The organism is Agromyces sp. Root1464 (assembly GCF_001427265.1).
GTDB lineage: Bacteria > Actinomycetota > Actinomycetes > Actinomycetales > Microbacteriaceae > Agromyces > Agromyces fucosus.
The window spans coordinates 506,484-524,674 of sequence record NZ_LMFU01000002.1; the positions used below are offsets into that span (position 1 = coordinate 506,484).

11 protein-coding genes and 1 tRNA gene are annotated in these 18,191 nt (G+C 69.1%); 1 reads left to right on the forward strand and 11 read right to left on the reverse strand.

Annotated features, from left to right (window positions below; translation table 11 throughout):
* Positions 1-58 precede the first annotated feature (58 nt).
* The 6 genes from coaE to ASD23_RS08195 all read right to left on the reverse strand — a co-directional run bounded on the left by coaE (position 59) and on the right by ASD23_RS08195 (position 8,651).
* Entirely contained in the window at positions 59-673 is a 615-nt protein-coding gene (gene coaE, locus ASD23_RS08170) for a dephospho-CoA kinase (RefSeq protein WP_056009235.1), read from the reverse strand.
* A 170-nt stretch (positions 674-843) separates the two neighbouring features.
* Positions 844-2,295, reverse strand: a complete 1,452-nt coding sequence (gene rpsA, locus ASD23_RS08175; protein WP_056009238.1) for a 30S ribosomal protein S1 — start codon at positions 2,293-2,295, stop codon at positions 844-846.
* Positions 2,296-2,440: 145 nt separating this feature from the next.
* Positions 2,441-3,439, reverse strand: a complete 999-nt coding sequence (locus ASD23_RS08180; protein ID WP_056009240.1) for an epimerase — start codon at positions 3,437-3,439, stop codon at positions 2,441-2,443.
* 37 nt (positions 3,440-3,476) lie between these two features.
* Positions 3,477-5,153, reverse strand: a complete 1,677-nt coding sequence (locus tag ASD23_RS08185) for a DUF885 domain-containing protein (RefSeq protein WP_056009242.1) — start codon at positions 5,151-5,153, stop codon at positions 3,477-3,479.
* Positions 5,154-5,208: 55 nt separating this feature from the next.
* On the reverse strand, positions 5,209-7,905 hold the full coding sequence (gene polA, locus ASD23_RS08190; RefSeq protein WP_056009244.1) for a DNA polymerase I: 2,697 nt from the start codon (positions 7,903-7,905) through the stop codon (positions 5,209-5,211).
* A gap of 140 nt (positions 7,906-8,045) precedes the next feature.
* Positions 8,046-8,651, reverse strand: a complete 606-nt coding sequence (locus ASD23_RS08195; protein WP_056009246.1) for an ANTAR domain-containing response regulator — start codon at positions 8,649-8,651, stop codon at positions 8,046-8,048.
* Positions 8,652-8,687: 36 nt separating this feature from the next.
* Between ASD23_RS08195 and ASD23_RS08200 the strand changes: the two genes are divergently transcribed.
* Positions 8,688-8,773: transfer RNA gene (locus tag ASD23_RS08200), tRNA-Leu, on the forward strand.
* 21 nt (positions 8,774-8,794) lie between these two features.
* Here the strand turns inward: ASD23_RS08200 and ASD23_RS08205 are convergent.
* From ASD23_RS08205 to gltB, 5 genes are all read right to left on the reverse strand, one after another.
* On the reverse strand, positions 8,795-9,970 hold the full coding sequence (locus ASD23_RS08205; protein WP_157377044.1) for an NAD(P)-dependent oxidoreductase: 1,176 nt from the start codon (positions 9,968-9,970) through the stop codon (positions 8,795-8,797).
* An 8-nt stretch (positions 9,971-9,978) separates the two neighbouring features.
* Complete coding sequence (locus ASD23_RS08210; RefSeq protein WP_056009250.1) at positions 9,979-10,440, reverse strand: SRPBCC family protein; 462 nt, start codon at positions 10,438-10,440, stop codon at positions 9,979-9,981.
* A 132-nt stretch (positions 10,441-10,572) separates the two neighbouring features.
* Positions 10,573-11,988 carry a pyruvate kinase gene (gene pyk / locus ASD23_RS08215; RefSeq protein ID WP_056009252.1) on the reverse strand — a complete coding sequence of 472 codons (1,416 nt, stop codon included), beginning with the start codon at positions 11,986-11,988 and terminating at the stop codon, positions 10,573-10,575.
* A gap of 71 nt (positions 11,989-12,059) precedes the next feature.
* Entirely contained in the window at positions 12,060-13,517 is a 1,458-nt protein-coding gene (locus ASD23_RS08220) for a glutamate synthase subunit beta (RefSeq protein ID WP_056009254.1), read from the reverse strand.
* The gene (gene gltB, locus ASD23_RS08225) at positions 13,510-18,102 is read right to left on the reverse strand and encodes a glutamate synthase large subunit (RefSeq protein WP_056009256.1); all 4,593 of its coding nucleotides are present in this window, start codon (positions 18,100-18,102) and stop codon (positions 13,510-13,512) included. Before gltB ends, ASD23_RS08220 begins: the two co-directional genes overlap by 8 nt.
* Positions 18,103-18,191 lie beyond the last annotated feature (89 nt).

Consider the following 18,191-nt stretch of genomic DNA (forward strand, 5'->3'; position numbering starts at 1 on the left):
TAGGAGCGCCCGCCGACACTCCCCCTGTGTGCCGGCTGTCAGCTCATGACAGGGCCGGTCAGGCTCGTGCGCGACGCTCTTCGACGATGCGGTGCCAGAGCTCGTCGGTCTGGCTCATCGTATGAGCCAGCGAGCCATCCGTGTCGATCACGACGTCGGCGATCGCGAGGCGGGCCGTGTTGTCGACCTGGGCATCGACGCGGGCCTCCGCCTGACCCCGGTCGAGACCGCGGTTCTCGACGAGTCGCTCGACCTGGGCGCGCCGGGGCGCGTTGGTCACGACGATCAGGTCGAACGGGTGATCGACGGATGCCTCGACGAGCAGCGGCACGTCGTAGACCACGACGGCGTCGGGGTCCTCCTGCTCGGCCTTCGCGATCAGTCGGGCCGACAGCTCGCGAACCGCGGGGTGCACGATCGCGTTGAGCTTCGCGAGCTGTTCGCCATCGCCGAAGACGCGCTCGCCGAGCTTCGCGCGGTCGAGCGAGCCGTCGCGGCGCAGCACGTCGGTGCCGAACTCCTCGACGATCGCGGCCAGCGCCGGCGTGCCCGGCTCCACGACACGACGCGCGAGCTGGTCGGCGTCGATGTGCACGGCGCCGTGTTCGTAGAGTCGACGCGCGACCGTGGACTTGCCAGAGGCGATGCCGCCCGTGAGACCGATCAGATACACGCCTCCACTCTAACGGCGCGACACCGGACGCGACGGCCGGCGGCGACGATGATGCCCTCGGCGTCTCGGTCGGCAGTTCGACCGCGTGCCGATCGCGGGTGAGACGCCGGAAGGCCGGCCCCCGAGGGGACCGGCCTTCCGTGTCGAACCGCGACGAATCGCGGGAGCGACTAGTTGTTGCTCGAGAGCTTCTCGCGCAGCGCCGCGAGCGACGCGTCGTCGGCGAGAGTGCCCGCGCCGGCGGTGTCGCTCGAGTACGAAGCACCAGCCGAGGCGAACGAGTCGTCGGCCACAGCAGCAGCGTTCGCCGCGGCGACCTGCTTCTTGTGAGCCTCCCAGCGAGCCTGGGCAGCAGCGTAGTCCTGCTCCCACTTCTCGCGCTGGGCCTCGAAGCCCTCGCGCCACTCGTTGGTCTCGGGGTCGAAGCCCTCGGGGTACTTGTAGTTGCCCTGCTCGTCGTACTCGGTGAGCATGCCGTAGAGCGCCGGGTCGAACTCGGTGCCCTCGGGGTCGACGCCCTCGTTCGCCTGCTTCAGCGAGAGCGAGATGCGGCGACGCTCGAGGTCGATGTCGATGACCTTGACGAAGACCTCTTCGCCGACCGACACGACCTGCTCTGCGAGCTCGACGTGCTTGCCCGACAGCTCGGAGATGTGGACGAGGCCCTCGATGCCGTCTGCGACGCGAACGAACGCACCGAACGGAACGAGCTTCGTGACCTTACCCGGGGCGACCTGACCGATCGCGTGGGTACGGGCGAAGACCTGCCACGGGTCCTCCTGCGTCGCCTTGAGCGACAGCGAGACGCGCTCGCGGTCGAGCTCGACGGAGAGCACCTCGACGGTGACTTCCTGACCGACCTCGACGACCTCGGAGGCGTGCTCGATGTGCTTCCACGAGAGCTCGGAGACGTGGACGAGACCGTCGACGCCACCCAGGTCGACGAACGCACCGAAGTTGACGATCGACGAGATGACACCCTTGCGGATCTGTCCCGGGTGGAGGTTCGCGAGGAACGTCGAACGCGACTCGGACTGCGTCTGCTCGAGGAGCGCGCGGCGCGAGAGCACGACGTTGTTGCGGTTCTTGTCGAGCTCGAGGATCTTCGCCTCGATCTCCTGACCGAGGTACGGCGTGAGGTCGCGCACACGGCGGAGCTCGATGAGCGACGCCGGGAGGAAGCCGCGCAGGCCGATGTCGACGATCAGGCCGCCCTTGACGACCTCGATGACCGAACCGGTCACGACGCCATCGGCTTCCTTGATCTTCTCCACGTCGCCCCACGCACGCTCGTACTGAGCGCGCTTCTTGGACAGGATGAGGCGGCCTTCTTTGTCTTCCTTCTGGAGGACGAGGGCCTCGACGGTGTCGCCGACGCCGACGACCTCGCTGGGGTCGACATCGTGCTTGATCGAAAGCTCACGCGAGGGGATGACACCCTCGGTCTTGTAGCCGACGTCGAGGAGAACCTCGTCGCGGTCGATCTTCACGACGGTGCCCTCGATGAGGTCGCCGTCGTTGAAGAACTTCAAAGTCTTCTCGACCGCGGCGAGGAAATCGTCAGCAGATCCGATGTCGTTGATCGCGACCTGCTTGGGTGCCTTGGTCGTTGCGGTTGTCATGTAGTGAATGCTCCGTAAAGGACAAAATCGAGCCCATCGCGAGGGAGAGCGATATGTTGATTCCGCGATGGGCATGCGGACAGGGATGTCACACGAGTGACGCTCAATCCTAACGGAATCGCTCCCGTGTTGGCAAACGGCCGCGTCACTCCCCCGGCGCCGACGCCGGTACGGCCTCGGAACGCACCGATTCGGGCCTCAGGATGCTGCGGAGCGCCGGTTCGAGATCGGGATGCACGAACTCGTAGCCCGCGTCGAGCAGTCGCTCGGGGACGACCCACCGGCTCTTCAGCACCAGTTCGGTCTCGGTGCGGATCACCGCGGATCCGGGCTCGAGCATCCAACGCCATGCCGGCATGCCGAACGGCACCCCGAGCAACCGCCTGATGGTGCGCATGAGCGTGCGATTGTCGGTGGGGTGCGGAGCGCTCACGTTGACGACGCCGTCGAGATCGGATCGCGCAGCGAGGAAGTCGATGATGCCGGCTACGTCGTCGAGGTGCACCCAGCTGAAGCGCTGCCGGCCGCCGCGGGCCCCGAACTCGTGCTGGGTGCCGGCGTGCCTGCGAGCGCGCGTCGACGGCCACCGACCGTCGAGCTGCGGCCCACCGAGGCCGAGTCGTGCGAGCCGGACGAGCGGCCGCATGACGCCGCCGTCGCCCAGCACGATCGCGATGCGGAGGGCGACCCGTCGCGTCGCCGGCAGCTCACCCGCGAAGAACTCCGACTCCCAGGCCTTGGCGACCTCGACCGAGAACCCGCGACCGAGTTCGCCGTCGCGTTCGGTCATGGGTCGGTCTTCGGCATGCCGGTAGATCGTCGCCGTCGACGAGTTGACCCAGACGCGCGGTGGCGCCGCTGCGGATGCCACTGCCGCCCGCAGCGCCGCGGTGGTCTCGACCCGCGACCTGATGATCTCGGCGCGGTTACCCGGCGTGTACCTGCAGTTCACGCTCTTGCCTGCGAGGTTGACGAGCAGGTCGCAGCCGTCGACCGCACGCGCGATCGCCGCAGGGTCGCCCCACGCGGCGTCCGCCGAAGCACCGCGCCCGATCGTGCGCACCTCGATGCCCGCCGCCCGATACCTCGCGACGAGGTGCGCGCCGATGAAGCCGGATGCCCCGGCGATGACGACGCGCGTCATGCTGGCCTCGCCCGGTGCGGTGTCGACACGGTCGCGATCAGCCGAGAAGCGCCGAGCGCAGGGTGTCCAGCCCGACGCCGCCGAGCGAGAGCGCGTTGCGGTGGAACTCGCGGATGTCGAACGACGCGCCCTCTCGGCGCGCCACCTCGTCGCGCAGCTGCTCCCAGATGCGCTGGCCGACCTTGTACGACGGCGCCTGGCCGGGCCAGCCGAGGTACCGGTTCACCTCGAAGCGCACGAAGCCCGCGTTCATATTGACGTTCTGCCCGAGGAACTCGAAGGCGTACTCGCCCGTCCACACGCCCTGGCCGTCTGGCCGCTGCTTGCCGAGGTGAACGCCGATGTCGAGCACGACGCGCGCGGCGCGCATGCGCTGGCCGTCGAGCATGCCGAGTCGGTCGGCCGGGTCGTCGAGGTAGCCGAGGCCTTGCATGAGCCGCTCCGCGTACAGCGCCCAGCCCTCGGCGTGGCCCGACGTGCCGGCGAGCTGGCGCCGCCAGGTGTTCAGCTGGCCGCGGTTCACGACGGCCTGGCCGATCTGCAGGTGATGACCGGGAACGCCCTCGTGGTAGACGGTCGTGAGTTCTCGCCAGGTGTCGAACTCGGTGACGCCCTCGGGCACCGACCACCACATGCGGCCCGGGCGCGAGAAGTCGTCGCTTGGCCCGGTGTAGTAGATGCCGCCCTCTTGCGTCGGCGCGATCATGCACTCGAGCGTGCGGATCTCGGCGGGGATGTCGAACTGCGTTCCCGCAAGCTCGGCGACGGCGCGGTCGCTCGTCTCCTGCATCCAGTGCTGCAGCGCATCCGTGCCGTGCAACTTCCGGGACGGGTCGCCGTCGAGGAAGGCGATCGCCTCATGGACGGATGCCCCTGGCAGGATCTCGTTCGCGATGGACTCCTGCTCGGCCACCATGCGGGCGAGTTCCTCGATGCCCCACTCGTAGGTCTCGTCGAGGTCGATCACCGCGCCGAGGAAATGGCGCGACTGCAGGGCGTAGATCTCACGCCCGACGCCGTCGCGCTCTCCCGCCACGGGGTGCAGCTCGGCCTCGAGGAATTCGGCGAGCCGGCCGTACGAGGCTGCGGCAGCCTCGGCACCGGTGCCGAGGCGGCTCGTGATGGAGACGGGGAGGTCGGCGCCACCGGCGGCCTTGGCCGAACCGGCGAAGGTGCCGAAGAAGCCGTCGGGCTTCGCGATGCGCCGGGCCTGCGCTGCAACCTCGCGCACCTGGCGAACCGCGGGCACGGTGCCACGGGCGATGCCCTCGCGCAGGGTCTCGATGTACCCGTCGATCGCGCCCGGAACCGCCGCCAGACGAGTCGCCACGCGGTCCCATTCCTCGGGGGCGTCGGTCGGCATGAGGTCGAAGACCTCGCGGATGTCTTGAGCGGGGCTCGCGATCACGTTGAGGTCGCGCAGGTGGAGCCCGGCATCGTGGCGCTCGAGCTCGAGCTCGAGTTCGCTGCCGAGGTCGGCGACGGTGATGCGATCGACGTCGTCGACCGGCGTCGCGGCACGGAGCGCGGCGAGCGCCTCGCGGGTGGCGGCGATCGAGCGCTCGTGGCCCTCGGGAGAGTAGTCGGCGAGCTGTTCGTCGAACGTCGTGCGGCCGATGTAGGTGCCGACGCCGGGGTTCAATTCGACGAGTGTGTCGACCCACCCCTCTGCGATGCGATCGACGTCGGTCGGGGTGCGTTCACTCGATGCCATGGAGCGAGCCTATGGCAGCCGACCGACGTCACGCATCCCGGCGGCGGCGCACCGATCAGTGCGCCGCGTCCTCCCAGTTGGCCCCGCGACCGATCTGCACGTCGAGCGGCACGAGCAGCTCGGCCGCACTCGCCATGCGCTCGCGAACGAGCGTCTCGAGCGTGCCGGACTCGCCGTCGGCGACCTCGAAGATGAGCTCGTCGTGCACGGTGAGCAGCATGCGACTCGCCATGCCCTGCGCCGCGAGGTCGTGCTCGACCCGCGACATCGCGATCTTGATGATGTCGGCCGCCGAACCCTGGATCGGCGAGTTCAAGGCGGCGCGCTCGGCGTTCTCGCGAAGCACCCGGTTCGGGCTGTTGAGGTCGGGGAACGGACGACGGCGACCGAAGATCGTCTCGGTGTAGCCGTCGATCTTCGCCTGCTCGACGACCATGCGCAGGTAGTCGCGCACCGCGCCGAAGCGCTCGAAGTACTCCTTCATGAGCTGCGTCGCCTCGGCGCGGTCGATGCGGAGCTGCTTCGAGAGGCCGAACGCGCTGAGACCGTACGCGAGGCCGTACGACATGGCCTTCACCTTCGTGCGCATCACGGGAGTGACATCGGCGGGATCCACCGAGAAGACGCGGGCGCCGACGAAGCGGTGGAGGTCTTCACCGGCGTTGAACGCCTCGATGAGGCCGGGGTCGCCCGATAGGTGCGCCATGATGCGCATCTCGATCTGCGAGTAGTCGGCCGTGAGCAGCTCGGTGTACTCGGGTCCGTGACGGAAGGCCTTGCGGATGCGGCGGCCGTCTTCGGTGCGGATCGGGATGTTCTGGAGGTTCGGGTCGTTCGACGACATGCGGCCCGTGGCGGCGCCGATCTGGCCGTAGCTCGTGTGGATGCGACCGTCGCCCGCGATCGACTTGTCGAGCGACTCGACGATCTGGCGCAGCTTCGTGGCGTCGCGGTGCTCGAGCAGATACCCGAGGAAGGGGTGCGGGTTCGACTCCTGCAGGTCGGCCAGCGCGCTCGCGTCGGTCGTGTACCCGGTCTTCGTCGCGCGCGTCTTCGGCATGCCGAGCTGGTCGAAGAGCACCTCTTGCAACTGTTTCGGCGAACCGAGGTTGACCTCGCGCCCGATCTCCGCGAACGCGGATTCGGCCAGGCCGGCTGCGCGAGCGCCCAGTTCGGCCGAGAGCGCGCTGAGCTCGGCGTGGTCGACCGTGACGCCGCGCACCTCCATGGCGGCGAGCACCGGCACGAGCGGCATCTCGACATCGGCGAGCAGTTGCCGCGAGCTCTCAGGCAGGGCCCGGAGCACGACGGGCGCGACGCGCAGCGAATACCACGCGTACTCCGGAGCGCCCGCGTCGGTGCACTCTTCGGGCACGAGCTGAGCGGGGTCGCCCTGGGGAACAGTCTCGCCGAGGTAGCGCTCGACGAGGTCGGCGAGCGTCTTCTCGGCGAGGATCGGTCGCACGAGCCATCCGGCGACGAGGGTGTCGACGACGAGCCCGTCAAAGGCCAGACCCGACCGCATGAGCGCCTTCAGCTGCGGCTTCGCGTCGGTCATGATCTTCGGGGCGTCGCTCGCGAGCCACGCCTCGAACGGCGCGTAGTCGGTGCGCCCCTGCTGCCACGGCAGGTGCACGGACTCCGTCGCCGTCGCGATCCCGGCGCCGATCACGGCGCCGTCGAGCACCTCGATGCTGAGGCCGAGGCCGGCAGGCTCTGCGGCGACGGCGCGCTCGATCCAGGCGGCGAGTTCCTCGTCGAGGAGCCGCCGCGGAGTCGGCGCCGCGGGAGCGGCGGGAGCGTCTGCGACCGGGGCCACGGGCGCAGCGGATGCCGCGGCAGCACCGTTGCCGTTGCCGTTGCCGGCCACGATCTTCTTCATGCGCTCGAACAGCGTGCGGAACTCGAGCCGCTCGAAGATCGGCTGCACCGCCTCGATGTCGATCGGCTTCGCCACGAGCTCCTCGATCGCGACGTCGAGCTCGACGTCGGTGACGAGCCGGTTGAGCCGGCGGTTGCGGATCGCGTTCTCCTTCTCGTCGCGCAGGTTCTGCCCGACGACGCCCTTGATCTCTTCGGCGTGCTCGAGGATGCCGTCGAGCGAGCCGTACAGGCCGAGCCACTTGACGGCGGTCTTCTCGCCCACCTTCGTGATGCCGATGAGGTTGTCGCTCGTCTCACCGACGAGTGCGGCGATGTCTGGGTACTGCTCGGGGCGGATGCCGTAGCGCTCGACGACCGCGTCGGTGTCGTAGCGCTTCAGCTGCGAGACGCCCTGCGTGTTCGGGTAGAGCAGCGTGACGTCGTCGTTGACGAGCTGGATGGTGTCGCGGTCGCCGGAGACGAGGAGGACACGGTAGCCCTCGGCGCGGCCGCGGGCCGCGAGCGTCGCGAGGATGTCGTCGGCCTCGTAGTCCTCCTTTTCGAGGGTGCGCACGCCCATCGCCTTCAGGGCGTCTTGCAGCAGGGGCACCTGGCCCTTGAACTCGACCGGCGTCTCACCCCGAGTGCCCTTGTACTCGGGGTACTCGCGCGTGCGGAACGAGGCCCGCGAGATGTCGAAGGCGACGGCGATGTGCGTCGGCTTCTCGTTCGCGAGCAGCAGGAGCAGCATCGACAGGAAGCCGTGGATGGCATTCGTGTGCTGACCGTCGCGGGTGGTGAAGCTGTCGACTGGGAGGGCGTAGAACGCCCGGAAGGCCAGCGAATGGCCGTCGACGACGAGGAGGGTGGGCTTTTCTGCGTCCGACACCCCCCAAGACTACAAGCGGCCGACGACACCGCCCGACGCGTCATCGAGGACCGCGTGGCCGCCTGAGACGCAACGAGAACAGCGGATGCCGCGGCGACACGTGTCGCCGCGGCATCCGCTGTTCTGGAAGCCTGTGGGTGCTACTTCTTGGCCGCGAGCTGCTCGATGATGGCCTGCGAGACGTCTTTCATCGTCAGGCGGCGGTCCATCGAGGCCTTCTGGATCCAACGGAACGCCTCGGGCTCCGAGAGTCCCATCTTCTCGTTGAGGAGGCCCTTCGCCCGATCGACGAGCTTTCGGGTCTCGAAGCGCTCGACGAGGTCGCCGACCTCGGCCTCGAGCGCGATGATCTGCGCGTAGCGGGCCAGGGCGATCTCGATCGCGGGCAGGAGGTCGTTGGGCGTGAACGGCTTCACGACGTAGGCCAGGGCGCCGGCTTCGCTGGCGCGCTCGACGAGCTCCTTCTGGCTGAACGCCGTGAGGAGCACGACCGGGGCGATGTGGCCCTTCGAGAGCCGCTCCGCCGCGGAGATGCCGTCGAGCTGGGGCATCTTGACGTCCATGATGACGAGGTCGGGTCGCAGCTCGGTGGCGAGCGCCACTGCCGTTTCGCCGTCACCGGCCTCGCCGACGACCTCGAAGCCGTTGTCGCGCAGGATCTCGACGATATCGAGGCGGATGAGCGACTCATCTTCCGCCACGACCACGCGGCGCGGTGCCGACTGAGTTGGTTCGGTGTCTGTCACGGAGGAAAGCCTACGGTATTCTGAGCGAGGCCTTTGGCCGGTGTGGCGGAATGGCAGACGCGGAGCACTCAAAATGCTTTGCCCGAAAGGGCGTGTGGGTTCGACCCCCACCACCGGCACCACGTCCCGAATCGGGCGAGGCACTAGCTCCAGAGACCGACCAGTGCGGTCGCGAGCTCGCGGTCGATGTCGGCCGGCACTCCGAACGGTCCGGTGAATCCGACCCCGCCGCGTGCGATGGCGGCGAGGCTCGCCGCCTGCAACGAGAGTCCGAGGTCCATCGCCTGGATGGGATTGCCGCCGGCTGCCACGAGGTTGATCATCTTGGTGCCGTGCAGCACCACGATCTCGCGTCCGTCGGCCATCTCGTAGAGGATCCGGGCGTCGGCGTCGCCCGATGGCGTCGAGAGCGACGAGGTCCGGAGGGCGCGCGACCGCAGCGCGGGCAGATCGATCTCGTCGGCCTCGTGCCCGACGCCGACGAGCATGGCACCGTTGCCGAGGAGGTCGAGCCGGTCGCCCGAGATCACGCCGGGATGGCCGGTCGCGAGGAACACGAGCTGCGAGTCCGGAAGCAGCGCGTCGACCGGGGCGACGCGGTGGCCGTGCATGATCGCCTCGAGCGCCCGGTAGGGATTGGTGTCGGCCACGCTCACCCGCGCCCCGAGCCGTGCGAGCGTCTCCGCGACGCCCTTGCCGCACGGACCGTACCCGATGACGGTCGCCCGGGTCCCCGGCAGCATCGCGTTCGTGGCGTTCATGAACCCCTGCACGATGCTCTGGCCGACGCCGAACTCGTTCTCGATCAGGAGCTTCAGCGGGCTGTCGTTGATGACGACGACCGGGAAGTCCGCAGCGACGTCGAGCTCGCGGAGTCGCCGCCCGCCCGTCGTCGTCTCCTCGGTCGCACCGAGGAAGCCTGCGCCGCGGGGCCCGCCGCGGAGGATCCGCTCGATCGTCTCCGCCCCGTTGTCGAGGAGGAGGTCGGGCTGGGCGGCGACGAGGGCGTCGAGGTTGCGCGCGTGCTGGGCGGCATCGTCGTCGTGACCGCCGATCACCGTCGCGCCGAGCGCACGCAGCGTGTCGACGGTCGCCTGGTCGGTCGTCCCGAGGTTGCCGGTGATCGTGACCCCCGCCCCCACCCTGAGCAGCCAGTGCACGAGCACCCCGGTCTTGGGCTCGATGTGCAGGCAGATGCCGACGTGCCGCCCGGCGAAGTCGTCGGCGTGCGCCGCCATGGTCGCGGCGAGGAGCGGCATCGAACGTGCGGCCCAGTCGAGGGCGGGCGATCCGCTTGCAGGGAGAACGGATGTCGGCATGGTCGACCTCATTTCGTGGACGGAGGAGCCTCGTCTGAGGCGAGGATTGCATTCCGGTGCTCGATGAGACGCCGCAGGTAGGGTCCGAGCACGAGCTCCGCGGCGCGACCCAGTGGCCCGAACGGCGCGGCGAACCGCACCCGATCGACCATGAGCGTGCCGCCCGCGGCATCATCCGAGAACTCGTGCTCGTGGCGGAAGGAACGGAACGGCCCGGCGACCTGCTCGTCGACGAACGACGACGGCGGGTCGAACTCGCTGATCCGGCTCGTCATCCGGAACGGCACGCCGAAGTGCCGGGCCCGCCACGTCACCTCTTCGCCCGCGCCGATGAGGCCCGTCGTGACACCGGCGATCGCGCGCTCTCGCGAATCGGACATGGATGCCACGTGCACGTCGATGTTCCGGGAACGGTCGAAGGCCTGCTGCACCGTCATCGGCAGACGGGTGCTGCACTCGAACTCGACCATGCTCCGAGTCTGGCACCTCGAGCAGCACGACGACGGCCGGCGGTCGAACGGTGGCTGCGACATCCGCTGCTCGTCACCGCGGACACGCGAAAGGAGCCGGCCCTCGCGGACCGGCTCCTCTCGTCGTACGGGCTAGAGCACCTCGCCGACGACGTGCACGCGCACGTCGTTCGTGGTGCCGGGGATTCCGGGAGGGGAACCCGAGATGATGACGACCTTCTCGCCATTCACCGCCTTGCCCGTCTTCGCGAGCGCCTCGTCGACCTGGCCGACCATCTGGTCGGTGTGGGTCACCCGGGACACGACGAACGACTCGACACCCCAGTTGAGCGCCATGCGGCGGCGGATCGCGGGGTCGGGCGTGAACGCCAGGATGGGGATCTTCGAGCGCAGGCGCGTCATGCGACGCACCGTCTCGCCCGACTCGGTGAAGACGCAGAGGTACTTGGCCTCGACGAAGTCGGCGACCTCGACCGCGGCGGCCGTGATCGCGCCCGACTGGGTGCGCGGCTTCGTGCCGAGGGGCGCGATGCGGTCGAGCCCGTGCTGCTCGGTCGACTCGACGATGCGCGCCATGGTCTGCACCGTGATGACGGGGTACTCCCCCACGCTCGTCTCGCCCGAGAGCATGACCGCGTCGGCCCCGTCGAGCACCGCGTTCGCGACGTCGGAGGTCTCGGCGCGCGTCGGCACGGGGCTGTGGATCATCGACTCGAGCATCTGCGTCGCCACGATGACGGGCTTCGCGAGACGGCGAGCGATCTCGACCGCGCGCTTCTGCACGATCGGCACGGCCTCGAGAGGCAGCTCGACGCCGAGGTCGCCGCGGGCGACCATGATGGCGTCGAACGCCTCGGTGATCTCCTCGAGGGCGTCGACGGCCTGCGGCTTCTCGATCTTCGCGACGACGGGCACGCGGCGGCCCACCTCGTCCATGATCTCGTGCACGCGGGTGATGTCGGACGCGTTGCGCACGAACGAGAGCGCGATGAGGTCCGCGCCGAGTTCGAGTCCCCAGCGGAGGTCGGCCTCGTCCTTGTCGGAGAGTGCCGGCACGTTGACGGCGACGCCGGGCAGGTTGATGCCCTTGTTGTTCGACACCGGTCCGGCCACGATGACCTTGGTGGTGACGACGACGCCGTCGGTCTCGACGACCTCGACGCGCACCTTGCCGTCGTCGATCAGCAGGAAGTCGCCCGGCTTGACGTCGTGGGGCAGCCCCTTGAAGGTCGTTCCGACGAGTTCCTTCGTGCCGACGACGTCTTCGGTCGTGATCTTGAAGATGTCGCCCTCGGCGAGCTCGTGGGGTCCGTCGGCGAACTTGCCGAGACGGATCTTCGGCCCCTGGAGGTCGACGAGCACTGCGACGGCACGACCCGAGTCGCTCGCCGCCTTCCGCACGTTCTGGTAGACGCCCTCGTGGACGTCGTAGCTGCCGTGGCTGAGATTCATCCGCGCGACGTCGACGCCTGCATCGAGAATCGCCCGGATCTGCTCATAGCTCGATGTCGCCGGCCCGAGGGTGGCGACGATCTTCGCTCGTCTCATTATTTTGTGCTCCCATGTTCCGCGCCGAAGCGCCGGGTGTTGGTCGAAGCGCGCCATGCGGCGCGCAGTGGTCAGATGGAGAAGGCGCGTGCCGTCGAGGCGATCGGCGACGGCAGCAGGGTCTCGCCTTCAAGGTAGCGGTCGACGGCGGATGCCGCAGCTCGCCCCTCTGCGATCGCCCAGACGATGAGCGACTGCCCGCGGCCGGCATCGCCGGCGACGAAGACGCCCGGCTGCGCGGTCGCGTAGTCGGCCTCGCGTGCCAGGTTGCCGCGATCGGTGACGGACAGCTGAAGCTGGTCGTCGAGCGCGGCGGTCTCAGGGCCGGTGAAGCCGAGTGCGAGGAGCACGAGGTCGGCCGGGATCTCCCGTTCGGTACCAGCCTTCGGCACGCGGCGGCCGTCGAGGTACTCGGTCTCGGCGACGCGGATGGCGCGCACCTCGCCGACGTCGTTCGAGAGGAACTCGACCGTCGAGGCGAGGAACTGGCGGTTGCCGCCCTCTTCGTGGGCGCTCTGCACCTCGAACAGGGTCGGGTGCATCGGCCACGGCTGGTGCTCCGGCCGGTTCGCGCTCGGCTCCTTGCCGATCGCGAGGTTCGTCACCGACAGGGCACCCTGGCGGTGCGCCGTGCCGATGCAGTCGGCACCGGTGTCGCCGCCGCCGAGGACGACGACGTGCTTGCCCTCGGCCGTGATCTGGTCGAAGACCTGGTCGCCGGCGAGGTGGCGGTTCGACTGCACGAGGTAGTCCATGGCGAAGTGCACACCGGGCAGGTCGCGGCCGGGAATCGGCAGGTCGCGCGGAACGATCGCTCCGGTGGCCACCACGACGGCGTCGTAGCGCTCGCGCAACTGCGCCCACGTGATGTCGACGCCGATGTTCACGCCGGCACGGAACCGGGTGCCCTCGGCGGTCATCTGCGCGAGCCGCAGGTCGAGGTGCTTCTTCTCCATCTTGAAGTCGGGGATCCCGTACCGCAGAAGACCGCCGATGCGGTCGTCGCGCTCGAAGACGGCGACCGTGTGCCCGGCGCGCGTGAGCTGCTGCGCTGCCGCGAGGCCGGCGGGGCCGGAACCGACGACGGCGACCGTCTTGCCGGTCAGGCGACCCGGCGGCTGCGGCTGGACCCAGCCGTTGCCGAACGCCTCGTCGATGATCGAGACCTCGACCTGCTTGATCGTCACGGCGGGCTGGTTGATGCCGAGCACGCAGGCCGACTCGCACGGTGCCGGGCAGAGCCGACCCGTGAACTCGGGGAAGTTGTTCGTGGCGTGGAGGCGCTCGGACGCTGCGCGGCCCTCGCCGCGGTACATGAGGTCGTTCCACTCGGGGATCAGGTTGCCGAGGGGGCAGCCCTGATGGCAGAACGGCACGCCGCAGTCCATGCAGCGGCCGGCCTGTCGCCGGAGCTGCGCCGGGTCGCCCTGCTCGTAGACCTCTTTGAAGTCCATGATCCGCACCGGAACGGGCCGCCGCTTGGGCAGCTCTCGCTCGGTGACCTTCAGAAAGCCCTTCGGGTCAGCCATTGGTCACTTCCAGGATTCTCGTCCAGACCACGTCGCCGTCGGGGTCGAGCCCTTCGTCGACCGCGCTCTGGCGGGTTCGGAGCACTGCGGCGTAGTCGCGCGGCAGCACCTTGGTGAAGCGGTCGAACGCCTCGTCGCCGGCGGCGAGGAGCGAGGCGGCGACCGCGGAGTCGGTGTTCGCGACGTGCTGTTCGAGCAGGTCGCGCACGATCTCGCGATCGGCGCTGCCGAGCGGGTGCAGCTCGAGCTCTCCGGTCGTCAACGATTCGCGGTTCACGCGTTCTTCGCGGAGGCCGAGCACATAGGCGGTGCCGCCCGACATGCCGGCACCGAGGTTTCGGCCGGTCTCGCCGAGGATGAGCGCGAGGCCGCCGGTCATGTACTCGAGCGCGTGGTCGCCCACGCCCTCGACGACCGCGGTGGCTCCGGAGTTGCGCACCAGGAAGCGTTCGCCGACGATGCCGCGGATGAACATGCTGCCCTGGGTGGCGCCGTAGCCGATGACGTTGCCGGCGATCACGTTGCGCTCGGCGACGAAGCCGCTGTCGCGGGACGGACGGACCACGATCTGTCCGCCCGAGAGGCCCTTGCCCACGTAGTCGTTCGAGTCGCCCTCGAGGCGGAGCGTGATGCCCGCGGGGAGGAACGCTCCGAGGGACTGGCCGGCCGAGCCCGTGAGCGTGATGTCGATCGAGCCGTTCGGCAGGCCGTGCTCGCCCCGCCGCACGGTGACCTCGTGGCCGAGCATGGTGCCGACGGCCCGCTCGGTGTTGCGGATCGGCAGCGCGATCTCGACATTGCCGCCCTGCTCGAGCACGAGCCGGCTGCGCCGGATGAGCTCGTTGTCGAAGTGCTCCTCGAGCTCATGGTCCTGGCCGCGGATGTTGCGACGCGCTTCGGATTCGGAGAAGTCGGGTCCGACGAGCATCGGCGTGAGGTCGAGGCCCGACGCCTTCCAGTGGTCGAGCGCACGGTCGATGTCGAGCAGTTCGCGACGGCCGACGATCTCGTCGATCGAGCGGTAGCCGAGCTCGGCGAGGTACTCGCGCACCTCTTGGGCGATGAACTCGAAGAAGTTGACGACGAACTCTGGCTTGCCGGTGAAGCGCTTGCGGAGCTCGGGGTTCTGCGTCGCGACGCCGACAGGGCACGTGTCGAGGTGGCAGACCCGCATCATGACGCAGCCCTGCACGACGAGCGGCGCCGTGGCGAAACCGAACTCCTCTGCGCCGAGCAGCGCGCCGATCACGACGTCACGGCCGGTCTTCAGCTGGCCGTCGACCTGCACGACGACGCGGTCGCGCATGCCGTTCAGCATGAGCGTCTGCTGGGTCTCGGCCAGGCCGAGCTCCCAGGGCGTGCCCGCGTGCTTCAGCGAGTTGAGCGGGCTCGCGCCGGTGCCGCCGTCGTGACCCGAGACGAGGATGACGTCGGCGAGGGCCTTGGCGGTGCCGGCGGCGACCGCACCGATACCCGACTGGCTCACGAGCTTCACGTGCACCCGTGCCTTCGGGTTCGCGCGCTTCAGGTCGAAGATGAGCTGCTTCAGGTCTTCGATCGAGTAGATGTCGTGGTGGGGCGGCGGCGAGATGAGGCCGACGCCGGCGGTGGCATGCCGAGTGCGGGCGACCCACGGGTACACCTTCGTGGGCGGCAGCTGGCCGCCCTCGCCGGGCTTGGCGCCCTGGGCGAGCTTGATCTGGATGTCTTCGGCGTGGGTCAGGTACATGCTCGTGACACCGAAGCGACCCGAGGCGACCTGCTTGATCGCGCTGCGCCGCTCGGGGTCGAGCAGCCGGTCGAGGTCTTCGCCGCCCTCGCCCGTGTTGGACTTCGCGCCGAGGCGGTTCATCGCGATCGCGAGCGACTCGTGCGCCTCCTTCGAGATCGAGCCGTAGCTCATCGCCCCGGTCGAGAATCGCTTGACGATCGACTCGACGGACTCGACCTCGTCGATCGGCACCGCAGGGCGCGTGCCCGTGCGGAGCGCGAACATTCCCCGCAGGGTCATGAGGTCTTCAGCCTGCGAGTCCACGAGCGAGGTGTACTCGCGGAAGACGTCGTAGCGGCGGTTGCGCGTCGCGTGCTGCAGGCGGAACACCGTCTCGGGGTTGAAGAGGTGCGGCGAGCCGTCGCGGCGCCACTGGTACTCGCCGCCGGTCGCGAGGCGCTCGTGGGCGCGCACCGCGACATCCTGCGGGTAGGCCTGCGTGTGCCGGTCGAGGTTCTCGGACGCGATCGTGTCGATGCCGACACCGCCGAGCTTCGAGGTCGTGCCGGTGAAGAACTCGTCGATGAAGCCCTGGTCGAGCCCGATCGCCTCGAAGGCCTGGGCCCCCGCGTACGACGAGATCGTCGAGATGCCCATCTTCGACATGATCTTCAGCACGCCCTTGCCGAGCGCCTTGATGACGTTGTGCACCGCGTCTTCGGGCGTGACGCCCGTGATGACACCGGAGCGTACGAGGTCTTCGCACGTCTCCATGGCGAGGTACGGGTTCACAGCGGATGCCCCGTAGCCGATGAGCAGGGCGACCTGATGCACCTCGCGCACGTCGCCGGCCTCGACCACGAGCCCGACCTTCATGCGGTTCTCGGAGCGGATGAGGTGGTGGTGCACCGCGGAGAGCATGAGGAGCGACGGGATGGGCGCCAGGTCTTTGTTCGAGTCGCGGTCGCTCAGCACGATGAATGCCGCGCCGTCGGCGATGGCCTGGTCGACCTCGCCGCAGATGGCGGCGATGCGGTTGCGGAGTGCCTCGGGGCCCTCGTCGAAGCGGTAGAGGCCGCGGATCGTGACCGTCGTGCGCGCACCCGGCGCCGGGTCGATGTGCACGATCTTCGCGAGCTCGTCGTTGTCGATCACCGGGAAGGTCAGCGCGACCTGACGTGCGTGCTCGGGCCCCGCGTCGAGGAGGTTGCGCTCGGGGCCGAGCGAGGTGCCGAGCGAGGTCACGACCGCTTCGCGGATCGAGTCGAGCGGCGGGTTCGTCACCTGCGCGAACTGCTGTGTGAAGTAGTCGAAGAGCAGGCGCGGACGCTTCGACAGCACCGCGATCGGCGTGTCGGAGCCCATGGCGCCGAGCGGCTCCTGCCCGGTGCGCGCCATCGGCGCGAGCAGGATCTTCACCTCTTCCTCGGTGTAGCCGAAGGTGCGCTGACGACGGTTCACGGATGCCGGCGGGTGCACGATGTGCTCGCGTTCGGGCAGCTCGGCGAGCTGGATGCGACCCTGCTCGAGCCAGTCGCCCCACGGCTCGGCCGCGGCGAGTTCGGCCTTGATCTCGTCGTCTTCGATGAGGCGACCCGCCTCGGTGTCGACGAGGAACATGCGACCCGGCTGCAGCCGGCCCTTGCGCACGATCCGGCTCTGCTCGATGTCGAGCACGCCGATCTCGCTCGCGAGCACGACGAGGCCGTCGTCGGTCACGACGTAGCGGCCGGGGCGCAGCCCGTTGCGGTCGAGGGTCGCGCCGACGAGCGAACCGTCGGTGAAGACGATGGCCGCGGGGCCGTCCCACGGCTCCATGAGCATCGAGTGGTACTCGTAGAACGCGCGGCGCTCGGGTGCGATCTCGGTCTGGTTCTCCCACGCCTCGGGCACCATCATCATGACGGCGTGCGGGAGGCTGCGGCCCGCGAGCGTCAGCAGCTCGACGACCTCGTCGAACGAGGCGGAGTCGCTCGCGCCGGGGGTGACGATCGGCCGGAGCGGCGCGAGGTCGCCGAGCACCTCGGACTCGAGCTGCGACTGGCGCGCCCGCATCCAGTTGCGGTTGCCCTGGATCGTGTTGATCTCGCCGTTGTGGGCGATCATGCGGAACGGCTGGGCGAGCGGCCACGACGGGAACGTGTTCGTCGAGTACCGCGAGTGAACGAGGGCGAGCTTCGACGCGAAGCGCTCGTCGGAGAGGTCGGGGTAGAACGGCTCGAGCTGCAGCGTCGTGACCATGCCCTTGTAGACGATGGTGCGACTCGACAGCGAGGCGAAGTACAGCTCGAGCTCGCGCTCGGCGCGCTTGCGCAGTCGGAACGTCAGCCGGTCGAGGTCGATGCCCGACACGGTCGCGCCGGTCGACGACGTGGCGACCGCCTGCACGAAGAGCTGCTGCACGACGGGCATGGCCGCACGAGCGAGCGAGCCGAGTTCGTCGGGACGGACCGGCACCTCGCGCCATCCGATGACGGACAGGCCTTCGGATGCCGCGAGCCCGACGAGTGCCTGCTTGATCCGGCTGCGCGCGGTGGGGTCGACCGGGAGGAAGGCGTTGCCGACCGCGTAGGCGCCGGCGTCGGGAAGCCCGAACGCGGTCACCGCGCGGAGGAACGCGTCGGGCACCTGCGTGACGATGCCCGCGCCGTCACCGGTGCCGGCGTCGGAGCCGACCGCGCCTCGGTGCTCGAGGTTGCGGAGCGCATCGAGCGCCGCCGTGATGATGTCGTGTCCGGCGGTGCCACGGAGCGTGGCGACCATCGCGAGGCCGCAGGCGTCTTTCTCGGCGGCAGGGTCGTACATGCCCTGGGCAGCCGGTACGGTACCGAACCTCGAGAAGGGTGGGGTGAGCGACACGTGAACCGTCCTCATCAACTAAGTGTGCAGCGGGGGACGTCGTCGGCCCATCAGGGAGATGTCGCGACGCGTGGTGCGGCGTCGGTTCGGAGAAGCGTTCTACG